Below are 9716 nucleotides of genomic sequence, written 5' to 3'. Positions count from 1 at the left end.
AACACCCCAACCCCGCCGGCATGCAACCGAACTCGTCGGCATGATCAACGCCGCAAAGCTGCCCGCGACATGGGCATCTTGAAAGTCGCTCAACAAGTAGAGCAGCACGGTTCCGCTCCATGCGCCAACGGCGAACACTGCTTGCGTAGCATGCTGTCGGCCCCCGTACGCATCCGGCGAGGCCGACAGAACGCGGTGAAAGGGCAGCAGTGCAGCGGATCGGCCTCTACTACCCGTACGTGCACTTCCGTAAAGAGCAGTGGATCAAGGCCGCCGCCCTCTACTGGCCGGGCCTGGCCCGAGTCGTCCCGCGCGGATTTCCTGTCAGCGACCCGGACCTGGTCAAGGCCCTGCGCGACGGGCTGGACAACTTCCTCACCGACGTGGACCCCAGGGAAGCAGCAGCCGCTGTCGCCCCTGCCTTCCTGAAGGCCGTCGAGGACCACGGCACCGAACTGAGGCAGCGCTTTCTGGCAACGGCCGACACCCGACCTTTCCACACGCATCAGGGGAACCAGCCCGAGCTGTTGATGGGAGAGCGCATCATCAACGCCGAGCCGACCTCGCCTGACGACCTGCGAACGCTTCCGCGCGACGAACGCCCCCTCGCTGGCCTCTACCCGCACGAGGTAGACCCAGGGCTTGCCGACGCCCTACGCAGTGCCGGTCTCGCCGTGCCGGCCATGCGGTCGCGCATCGCCAGATCCGACGTGACGTGGCTGGCCATGGACCCGGTCCTGGCCTGGATCTACAAGTGTGTGCTCACCGAGGAGCTGGCCCGCCGTACGCGGTACGCGCCGATCACCGACCAGGTCGCGGCCCACAGCGCCACGGACGGCTGGGACAGCGACCGGATCGCTGCTGCCATGTTGGGCGAGCCGCCCCGACCGGCAAGCTCCGACGAGACAACACGACTCGGGCTGATGGCCGTGCAGTGCGTCCTCCCGGACGGCCTGCGCTCGGTGCCGGTGGCGAAGATCATCCAACTGCGGAACGACTACCGGGCAGAATTCAGTGCCTTCACCCAAGCAGTCGACAAGGCTGCGGCAGACCTGCGAGAGCAGGTGGGCGGCATCGAAGACCGCGCAGCCTTCGAACACCACCTTCGGATGACATTCGACGAGAGCATCGCCCAGCCTCTTGAGGACCTGCGCAAGGCTATGAGCGGCCTCAACCTCAAAGCCTTCTACAGCGCGCTGAACTACAAGTTCGAGGTGCCCGCCCTTGCCGCGGCGGCGAGCGGCTGGGCAGGCAACGTGCCGATCGCCGGAGGAAGTCTCGCGATTGCCGCCGCGACCTTGCGCCAGGCCACGGCGGAGGCACGCGACGCTCAGCTCGCTGGCTCTCCGGTCAGCTACCTGCTCAGGGTGGAACGGAACCTGAAGCCGACCACACTGGTGCGGCGGGTGGCGCGAACGCTTGGCCGTGCTGCCGGCTCCGGAATCTAGCCGCGCTCAACCGCGGTTGCCGTGCTTGGGCAGCTCGCCCCGGAAGCCGCCGCCGGGGCACTCGTCCTCGCCCTGGACATGGCCCTCGTACCAGCCGTGGACGGCTGCGTGGAGGATCGCCTCCTCCACCGAGGCTTCGCCGCTGCGGACCGACGCGATGGCGTTGCCGACAATCAGCCGGAGCACGGCGCTGTCGGGCGAGGGGAACGGCGGGGACGGCATCGGTGAGTCGGTCGTCATGGCCGCAGCCTTGGGCGGGACCGACCGCCGGTCAGCCGGATGCGGTGCCGTCGTGACGGGCGGTGCCGTGCAGGTCGCTGCGGAACCCTCGGCCGACCGGCTGCCAGCCCTGCAATGTGGCGGGCCTCCAGCGCGGCCGGTCCGGCACCCTGGTGTCGTCGGGCTCCGGCAGAGTGCCCCGGCTCTTGCGGCTGCGGGCGGCCCGGACGCTGATGCCCAGGTGGGCGGTGACCTCCGGATACCCCCGGAGCCGTTGGTCGTCGGCCGTCGTGCCTCCCTCGTTCGTCGGTCCTGAGCGTACGCACCATCCGGATGGGCGGGCGTACGGCAAGGCCGTCCCAACGGTCGGCGCGGGGCGGCCTTCTGCGGTTGTGGTCAGACCTCGGCGAGGCGGTTGGAGAGGTCCAGGGCGACGGTGGCGACCGCGAGGGCGGCGCACAGGCCGGTCACCTCGTGGAGGGTGGGGCGGACCAGGCGCGGCCAGTTGTCGGGGGCGGCGGGCCAGGAGGCGAGGAGGACCTCGGTGGTGGCCAGGCCGAGGTGGGCGGTGACGTCTCAGCCCGCACGGTCGGCGGGCTCCCAGTGCAGGCGGATACAACCGAGCGGGAGTTCGGGGGTGCCCGCCGGGAGCCAGGAGACGTCGAGCGGTCCCTCCGGGAGGGCGGAGACGCGCTGGACCAGTGTGTCGCGCACTCCCGACGGCATGGGCCGCACGGCGAGGGCGTGCAGCGGGCGGGCGGCGAAAGGGTGGGGTCGCGGTGAGATCGGGGCCTCCCTGGACGGGTCGGTACGGCGGGGTTAGGCCCAGGCGAGGGCGTCGCGGACAGATGGCGGGAGGTAGCCCTCCTGGCCGTCCTCGGCGATGAACGCCATGCCGTCGCCCACGACGACGTCGGTGCCGAGGTAGTGCGCGAAGGGCCAGTCGGGGGTGACGGCCAGGCGGATCGGCAGGTCGGGGTCGAGGTTCTGAAGTTGGCGGAGCAGGTGGCCGACGGTCAGGTAGTGGGGCACGGGGAACCTCCGGAAGCGATATGGGCGGGTGAAGCAGCGTGGTGATGGAGCGTCAGCGGGCGTCGAGGCGGAGTTGGTCGCGCAAGACCGGCTGCCGGGTGGTTCAGCGGCTGGCGATGAGCGCGGCAAGGAAACCGGCCACGGCCTCGGAGGGGGTGTCGAGGCCGAACTCCTGGATCCAGGGCTCGGCGTCGGCGGGGATGACCCGGACCTGCCAGACGATGCCGCGCTTCCAGGCGGTGGTGTCCTCGGGGAGCCAGCCGACGTAGACGCGGCCGTCCGGGCTGGTGCAGTGCACGTTGGCCTCCGGGGTGTCGACGATGGCCCAGCCGAGTGCGCCGAGCCGTTCGAGCACTGGGCCCGCGCAGTGGTTGCTGGAGAGCCAGGCGCGTTCCTCCACGGCGGGGCGGACGACGGCTGGCAGGAGGGTGCTGGAGGCGTCCACGAGTGGACGGTCCCTTCGTTGACCTGCGGTTTTCCCGACGTCCGTACGTTGACATGCGGTGTGCCGAAGTACGTAGCTGTTTCCGGGAAGGCGGTGTCTGCCGTGGGTGAACTGGCCGCCGAGGGTGAGAAGCCGGCGGGTCGGGGAATGGATCGACGCGGCCGGTTGTCGTAACCCGGTTGCGGCGCAGGGCCGTACAGAGCAGAAGGGACAGGCCGTGGCGGAGTCGAGCAGACACTGGGACGGTGCCGGGCTGGAGCGCAAGATCCGCGGCGCCGGGCGGCCGTGGACGGTGGGCGACATCGCGATGGTGGCCGACGGCCAGTGGGCCGTGGGCACCCAGGCCGGGAAGCAGCGTGACGGGGAAGCCGTGGTGGAGCGCCGGATAGCGGAGGGGCGGCGCGTCGAGATGACGGTGGCCGAGTTGGCCCACGCGATGGGCTCCCGGTTCAGCGTGGCCCATCGCGACGAAGACGCGGGCTGACCGGTTACCGTCGGGGCACGGTCACGGCCATTGTCGCGCCGACAGCGGCCGACTGGGCGGGCTGGTCCGGTGGTTGGCCCAGGGCACGCGGTGCGTGCGCGGAGCGGGCGACAGCGGCCTGGGCCAGGCTGAGCGACGGTGCCTGGTCCGCGGTTACGGCGGCTTCGCGGGCCTCGATCACGTGGCTGATCGCCTGCAGGGCTATGCGGCTCTCGGTCTGCGCGACGCGCAGGTCCACCGCCGAGCTGGTGATCCGCTCCAGGTCGTAGAAGGCCGGCACATGGCCGGGCCGGGTGAGGGCGTGCAAGCGGTCCTGGTGGACGGCGACCGCGTTGTTCGAGACGACGAGGCTCGATCGGATATGCATCGCTGAGCGCAGGAGCGGGTCCTCGACGGGGCGGCGGACCGCGAGGGTCTCCAGCACGTCGATGGGGCGGCCCCAGGCTTTCTCGATCAGCGCGTCGGCCTGTTCGAGGGCAGTGGCGTCGGACACGGGTGGCTCCGGAGGGCGAGAAGAGGGAACGGTGGTCAGCGGCTGTGCCCGGGGCGCGGGACCTGCAGAGCTGACGGCGGGCGCGGTGCCGGGATGAATGGCCGCGCGCCGGCAGACGAGGGTGCCACGGTGGAGCGGGCGTTGGCAGCCTGGGCGCGGCGTACGTCCAGCGGCGTCGGCACCGGCGGCCTCACCGGGGTTGTGGTGACCTGTGGGGGAAGGCGGCGCAAGTTCGTTCAGTTCGCGGACCACCCGGGGGCCGGCAGACAGCGCGCCGAGGACGGGATGCAGGTAGGAGCGGCTGGCGGAGGTGGCGTACTCGGTCGTCAGGACCTCTGAGACGCTCCGCGAGGCGTCGGTGAGCAGCCCGGCCAGTTCGGTGCGGTCCAGGGACGCACGGTCGGCGGTCATCGCATGGAGGCCTTTCGGGAGGCGGCGGGAGCGGCGGGGCTGGCTGCCGCCGGTGCGGTGGCCGGGAGGGACGCGGTCCGGTCGAACGCGTGGGGGGATCGGGACCGGGCCGCCTGGACTCGGGCCTCGGCCGCCGCGCCGGTGTCGGCGAGCCGGTTGAGGCCGGCGCGGTTGGTGCGGAGTTGGGCCGTGCGGTAGACCGCGTAGTCCTCCCGGGCACCGGCCGCGACGAGGTAGATCTCGCGCTTGTGGGTCGAGGTGGGCGGGGCCGGGCGGAACTGGATGACCATCCGGTAGGAGACGGCCGGGTCGACGTAGACCTTGTGGAAGCCCGCGAGGCGGCCGGTCAGCGGCAGGCAGTCGTCGCTGCCGTGGACCAGGTTCTGCAGTTCCAGCAGCGCCAGGTCGCGGACTTCGTCGGGGAGTTCGCGCAGGTCCGCGATGGCATCCGGGTGGGCGGCGAAGGCGAAGCGGGCGCGGCTCACATCGGCCTCCGAGGGTTCCGTCGCTGGGCCGTTCCTGCCGACGGCGCGTTGCCCGTGTCGAGGCCGGCTTTCAAGATCGCGACGGCACCCGCTGACCGGGTGAGGGCGGCGCGGGTCAGCCGGGCGGCGGCCTCGTCGGCGAAGGCGCCCTCGCGCATCGTGTACGTGTGGGCGTCGTGGTTTCCCTCTTCGAGGAAGACACGAATCGGTGCCTGAGCGGCGCTGGAGTCACGGGTCAACGTCCACGTCTCGAACGGGGCGAAGTCCGAGGTCCAGCTGTCGAGGACTTTGTAGCGAGAGCCTGACTCCCGGATCTGCTGCTCGATCCAGAGGGTGAGATCGTCGGCGGGCTTCATGGAGTCCCCGCCGGCCTGGGCGATCCGCTCGGGCGGGCAGCCATGCTCGATCAGCCAGTTCTGGGCGAAGGCCAGACCGGCGTGGTTCGCGGTCTCGAAGGTGAACGTGCGCTCGTGTAGGTCCCGCGTGATCTTGATGGCAACGAGCTGTGGTTCACCGGGGACGCCCCAGGTCATCGACCCGTCGTGGGCGACGAGGTAGCTGTGCGATGCCTCCGGGGTGGTGTGGTGCTCGGCCAGCACGGTCAGGTCTCCGGCCCAGAGACTGCTCTCGGCGAGTTCGGAGGCGGCGTCGGCAGGCTCGAAATCGTCAAGGCGGAAGTCGAGTTCGCCGGTCACCGGGTGGCTCCTGTCAGCTCGGGCGCCGGGGTGGCCAGCACACGGTGGTTGGGCCGGGTCGGGCTCGTCGTGCATGCGGCGAAGGGGCCGTCGGGGGCACGGAGATGAACCAGGGCCTGGTCGAGGTGGTCGCGGTGCCACGTCGAGGGACCGGAGAGGCCGGCCTCGGCGTCAGTGAGCTGCTGCCACGCGAGCCAGAGCGCGTGCAGCCGGGCAACGGCCTCGGGGTGCTCGTGCCACTGGTCGCACCACGGTCGGGTAGTGCTGATCTCCCGTCCGTAGACGGGCAGAAACAGGTAGTTCACCCAGTCGCTGAGCGCGGCCAGCTCGACGGCGTACGCCTCGCCGCCCAGGGCGAGGATGAACACCGAGGCCGGGGCGTCGGCCTTGTCGGCGCCGGCAGCGTCTGCGGTGGAGGCGTCTGCGGTGGGCTGAGGGGTGGAGACGGGCTCGGAGCCGAGGCGGTCCAGGATGACGCCGTGCTGGCGTACCTCCGCCATGGTCTTGGCGAGGGTGCTGGCGAGATCGTCGAGGTCGCCGTCGGGAACGCGGAACGGCTCGGGCTCGGGGGTGGCCTTGCTGGGGTCGGACATAGCGGATCCAAGGGAGTGAGCGAGCAGGGCGGGGGCGAAGTGCGGCGCGCTCTTCTGGAGGCCACGGCGGTGCTCCCTTCGCAGGTCGGCATGGGCAGGAGGATGCGGAGATTCCGCGATTTGGCGCGGCCGGGGAAACCGGGTAATGGAGCGCTACGGCGCGGTACAGCGGGGGCAGCCTGGGAAGGGCAGTGCCAGCAACTGCACGGCTCGGGCGGCCTGTTGGGGGACCACGCCGTTACCGAGTGCGGTGAGCTGAGCCGGTCGGCCGAGCCCCGGAGTGGCGGTCACCCAGCCAGCGGCCAGGCCCTGCATCCACTCCACGAAGTCGGCACGCAGACGTCCGGCAGCGTCGGTGGGCGGCGGCGCGGGGCGGGTGAGGTTCTCCCATCGGGCGATGGCGGAGGCGTACGCTCCCCATCGCCCGTCGGTACCTCCGCCTCCGGGGCCGCCTCCCCCCCCACAGCGGCAGGACCACCGCCGACAGGGGCGGGCGCCAGCCCTTGCCCAGACGGCGGCCCCGGGTGCCGGTGTCGCGCGCCCTCGGGGTGGGCAGCAGCGACGCTGCCGCGCTCGGCAGCGTCATGTCCCCGTTGCCGTGCCGCTGGTTCGGCGAGCCCTTGATCCCGTCCGACGCCTTCGGCGTGGGCAGCAGCCACTCCACCTCGTCGGCCAGGTTCGGGCCGTGGCCGCCGCTCTTCCTCTTCGACGGGTGCTGGGAGCCACCGTTCTTGCCGATGTTGCTCGTCGGGGTCTTGAGCAGCGTGCTCGGCGGGCCAAGCGGTGAGGAAGGTGTGGTCGCGACGATGGGGGGCTCCGACGTCGGAGGCACGAAGCACGAGCCACCTCGCGTCGTACCGGAGATCGGCCAGGGAGCCGAGTACGGCACCAAGTGCCCGCACAGGAGACTGGGTTGGGTCGTCTCCCAGACACCACGGGCAGAATTCCACGTCGCCAGGGGAACCGGCGGGCGAGGTGAGGAGTCCGCGGACATTCTCGATCACCACCAAGCAGGGGCGGAGGGCTTCGACCGCACGGGCGACGTGCAGCCACAGCCCCGAGCGGGTGTGGGGGTTGAGCCCGACCTGGCGGCCGGCGACGGAGACGTCTTTGACAGGGGAAGCCAGCCGTCAGGACGCACACCCGAGGCACATCGGCCCAGTTGACGGCGGTGATGTCCTGCAGATTGGGCACGCCGGGCCAGTGCCGGGCCAAGATGCGCACGGCGTCGGGGTTGATCTCAGCGTGCCAGGCCAGGGTGCCGCCGAGCGCGGCCTGGACCCCGAGGTCCAGACCGCCGTAACCCGAGCAGAGCGAGCCGATCAACGGCGTTCGCGCGGTGGTGGTTTCCATGTCACCGGCCACGTGCGATTCGGTCCGAGGGGGCCGCCACCGCCGTGGTGACGCTGGGCGGCGGCGACCCCCGGAGAGCGCGCGGTGGTCGCGGACCGGCTGCGGGCAGCCTGGAGCCGCACGGACGGGGGAGAGACCGTTGCCGATGCGGAGTGCAGGGAGTTGGCCACGTCGTGCAGGGCCGCGTCGGCGGTGGTGAGTGCTTCCTCCATCACCCGCACGGCTGCCTCCCGGGCATATCTGGCGTCGGGCTGGTCGCGCAACCCGTCGGTCTGGTTCAGGAAGGCGAGCTGGTGGGCAGCCGCTCCCAGGGCGGAAGCCGCTTCGCCCGCGGGCTCGACCGCGGCGGCGAAGCTGGCAATCACGCGAGCGGTGTGGGGCGCCTGGTCCTGGTCGGCGGCACGGAAGAGGACCTCGTCGCCCAGATCGGTGACCAGCTTTCCGAGTTCGGAGATCTGGCGTGCGACGGCGACGACATCGGGTGAGTGGTGGGGGTCCCCCGGCACTGGCAGTTTGCCGCGCTGGGCGTCGAAGGCGGAGGCCGTGGCGCGCAGGGCCAGAGCGTCGGAGAGCGGGGTGTTGTCCACGGGGCGTTCCAAAGTGGGGACAGTCGAATGGGCTGGGTTCGTGGGTGAGAAGGGGTCAGCCGTGGGTGCGCGAGGGCGGCCGTGCGGCTGATGGCGTGGAGGCAGGGCCCGGGCATTTCGAGGGCCGCGCGGCCGGTGGTGTGCTGCGGGCGAGGGCGGCGTGGACCCGTGCCGTCGGGGGCCCCTCGGTCGCCGACACGGCGGGCGGCAGCGGAGCGGGGTGGCCGTTCGCGGTCTGCCAGCGGGCGCGCACTTCGTCGAGCGGCCCGAGCGCGTGCAGGGCGTGGTTGATGAGCCTCCCGGGGGCCAGGGCCTCGTTCTCAGCCAGGGCTCGGATGGCGCGAGCGGAGGCGGCGGCAGTACGGGCGACGGAGGAGCGCATGATCTGCTCGCCGAGCCACTCGGCGCTGCCGGCGCCGACGCCGTCGCAGACGGCGGTGAGCTGTTCGGCGTTCAGCGTGCCGTCGGCGAGCAGACCGCGCCGCTGGGCTTCCCACAGCACCGTGATTCGGTCGATGGGTTCGCCGCGGTGGTGCAGTGCGCCCAGGCAGCGGTAGAGCTGGCCGTGGGCGGGGCCGGCGAAGTCGCCCGGTCGCAGCCAGCCGACGACCTCGTCCATCGCTTTCGGCCGCTCGACCAGGACCGCCAGCAGGAACTGCTCGTCCTCGGCGACCTGATCCGCTCCTACCGGCGGCGCGACGGGAGCTGTGGAAGGCGGTGCGGCCGGGGCGGCCGGGCGCGGTTCGGACCCCCAGCGGCGCGCGAGGTCCCCGAGGACCCCGGCTAGGACGTCCGCATGGTGCAGCGCTCCTTCCACCTCACCTTGGAGGGCGTCAGCGCGGGCTGCCTGGTGGAGGCGGATCGCGTGCTCGGTCACGGTGCGGTGGATCGCTCCCTCCAGCACCATCCGGCCGTACACCGGGGCGTGCTCGGGGCGCGGGCAGGCCGAAATCAGGACGTGGGGGTATACGGCGCTCAGCCCCCGGACGTGGTTGCTGGCCTCGTCGACCGCGTCGGTCACCCAGGACAGCGGCACCGGTTCCGTGGCCGCCACGGCGGGGTGGCCCTCGGCCCGGAGCTTACGCAAGGCGGCGAACAGCGCCTGGTGGATGGGCCGGTAGAAGTGATCGGGCGCGAGCCAGTCCAGGTGCGCGAGCTGGCCGGGGTCGAGCAGCACCGAGCCGAGCACCGCCTGCTCGGCACTCAGCAGCGGGTTCATCGCTGCCGCCCGGGGCGGGGAGCCGGCGGATCGTCCTGCTGCGAGCGGAGATCGGCGACGGCCTGGTCGGCGGCGGCCATCGCGGCGGCGAAGCGGTCCAGCTCGCTGGTGAACGTCGGATCGGTGGCGAGGATCGAGCCGGAACCGGTGACCAGCCACCACTGGCCACCGTGCCGGACGACCGGTGAACGGGCGAGGCGTTCGGACCGCGTCAGAGGGCAGGACGGAGTGCGCGAGGACACGAGGGGACTC

General features: G+C 71.7%; 15 protein-coding genes and 1 pseudogene. 2 read left to right on the top strand and 14 right to left on the bottom strand.

Annotated features, from left to right (window positions below; genetic code table 11):
* The first annotated feature begins 209 nt into the window (after positions 1 to 209).
* A complete protein-coding gene (locus tag ACWD35_RS40060; RefSeq protein ID WP_451356281.1) occupies positions 210 to 1448 on the top strand; it encodes a DUF6236 family protein in 1239 nt (412 codons plus the stop codon).
* Between the two features lie 6 nt (positions 1449 to 1454).
* Here the strand turns inward: ACWD35_RS40060 and ACWD35_RS40055 are convergent, their stop codons facing one another.
* The 5 genes from ACWD35_RS40055 to ACWD35_RS40035 form a co-directional block, all read right to left on the bottom strand.
* On the bottom strand, positions 1455 to 1688 hold the full coding sequence (locus ACWD35_RS40055) for a hypothetical protein (protein WP_451356280.1): 234 nt from the start codon (positions 1686 to 1688) through the stop codon (positions 1455 to 1457).
* Between the two features lie 31 nt (positions 1689 to 1719).
* Positions 1720 to 2019 (bottom strand): MarR family transcriptional regulator, encoded by a 300-nt coding sequence (locus tag ACWD35_RS40050; protein ID WP_451356279.1) that lies wholly within the window; start codon positions 2017 to 2019, stop codon positions 1720 to 1722.
* Between the two features lie 224 nt (positions 2020 to 2243).
* Entirely contained in the window at positions 2244 to 2381 is a 138-nt protein-coding gene (locus ACWD35_RS40045; RefSeq protein WP_451356278.1) for a hypothetical protein, read from the bottom strand.
* Between the two features lie 105 nt (positions 2382 to 2486).
* Positions 2487 to 2699 carry a hypothetical protein gene (locus ACWD35_RS40040; protein WP_451356277.1) on the bottom strand — a complete coding sequence of 71 codons (213 nt, stop codon included), beginning with the start codon at positions 2697 to 2699 and terminating at the stop codon, positions 2487 to 2489.
* A 103-nt stretch (positions 2700 to 2802) separates the two neighbouring features.
* Positions 2803 to 3144, bottom strand: a complete 342-nt coding sequence (locus ACWD35_RS40035) for a DUF317 domain-containing protein (protein ID WP_451356276.1) — start codon at positions 3142 to 3144, stop codon at positions 2803 to 2805.
* 217 nt (positions 3145 to 3361) lie between these two features.
* Here ACWD35_RS40035 and ACWD35_RS40030 point away from each other — a divergent pair, with 217 nt between their 5' ends.
* Positions 3362 to 3628, top strand: coding sequence for a hypothetical protein (locus tag ACWD35_RS40030; protein ID WP_451356275.1), 267 nt, complete (start codon positions 3362 to 3364; stop codon positions 3626 to 3628).
* A 4-nt stretch (positions 3629 to 3632) separates the two neighbouring features.
* On the opposite strand, the gene ACWD35_RS40025 is transcribed toward ACWD35_RS40030, so the two are convergent.
* The 9 genes and pseudogenes from ACWD35_RS40025 to ACWD35_RS39985 all read right to left on the bottom strand — a co-directional run bounded on the left by ACWD35_RS40025 (position 3633) and on the right by ACWD35_RS39985 (position 9706).
* Complete coding sequence (locus ACWD35_RS40025; protein WP_451356274.1) at positions 3633 to 4532, bottom strand: hypothetical protein; 900 nt, start codon at positions 4530 to 4532, stop codon at positions 3633 to 3635.
* Positions 4529 to 5017, bottom strand: coding sequence for a hypothetical protein (locus ACWD35_RS40020; protein WP_451356273.1), 489 nt, complete (start codon positions 5015 to 5017; stop codon positions 4529 to 4531). Before ACWD35_RS40020 ends, ACWD35_RS40025 begins: the two co-directional genes overlap by 4 nt.
* The gene (locus ACWD35_RS40015) at positions 5014 to 5712 is read right to left on the bottom strand and encodes a glycosyl hydrolase (protein WP_451356272.1); all 699 of its coding nucleotides are present in this window, start codon (positions 5710 to 5712) and stop codon (positions 5014 to 5016) included. The genes ACWD35_RS40020 and ACWD35_RS40015 overlap by 4 nt, the downstream gene beginning before the upstream one ends.
* Positions 5709 to 6305 (bottom strand): DUF4913 domain-containing protein, encoded by a 597-nt coding sequence (locus ACWD35_RS40010; protein ID WP_451356271.1) that lies wholly within the window; start codon positions 6303 to 6305, stop codon positions 5709 to 5711. Before ACWD35_RS40010 ends, ACWD35_RS40015 begins: the two co-directional genes overlap by 4 nt.
* Before the next feature lie 287 nt (positions 6306 to 6592).
* Positions 6593 to 7432 carry a DNA cytosine methyltransferase gene (locus tag ACWD35_RS40005; RefSeq protein ID WP_451356284.1) on the bottom strand — a complete coding sequence of 280 codons (840 nt, stop codon included), beginning with the start codon at positions 7430 to 7432 and terminating at the stop codon, positions 6593 to 6595.
* A 52-nt stretch (positions 7433 to 7484) separates the two neighbouring features.
* Positions 7485 to 7658, bottom strand: a pseudogene (locus ACWD35_RS40000) (DNA cytosine methyltransferase); the annotation flags it as partial.
* Positions 7628 to 8245, bottom strand: coding sequence for a hypothetical protein (locus ACWD35_RS39995; protein ID WP_451356270.1), 618 nt, complete (start codon positions 8243 to 8245; stop codon positions 7628 to 7630). The gene ACWD35_RS39995 and the pseudogene ACWD35_RS40000, both read right to left, overlap by 31 nt.
* A 55-nt stretch (positions 8246 to 8300) precedes the next feature.
* Positions 8301 to 9464, bottom strand: coding sequence for a DnaB-like helicase N-terminal domain-containing protein (locus tag ACWD35_RS39990; protein ID WP_451356269.1), 1164 nt, complete (start codon positions 9462 to 9464; stop codon positions 8301 to 8303).
* Positions 9461 to 9706 carry a hypothetical protein gene (locus ACWD35_RS39985; protein WP_451356268.1) on the bottom strand — a complete coding sequence of 82 codons (246 nt, stop codon included), beginning with the start codon at positions 9704 to 9706 and terminating at the stop codon, positions 9461 to 9463. The genes ACWD35_RS39990 and ACWD35_RS39985 overlap by 4 nt, the downstream gene beginning before the upstream one ends.
* Positions 9707 to 9716: the final 10 nt, after the last annotated feature.

Source organism: Streptomyces sp. NPDC002671 (assembly GCF_053592475.1).
Note: the sequence above shows the minus strand (reverse complement) of the source record. Positions and strands in the feature narration are given on the sequence as shown.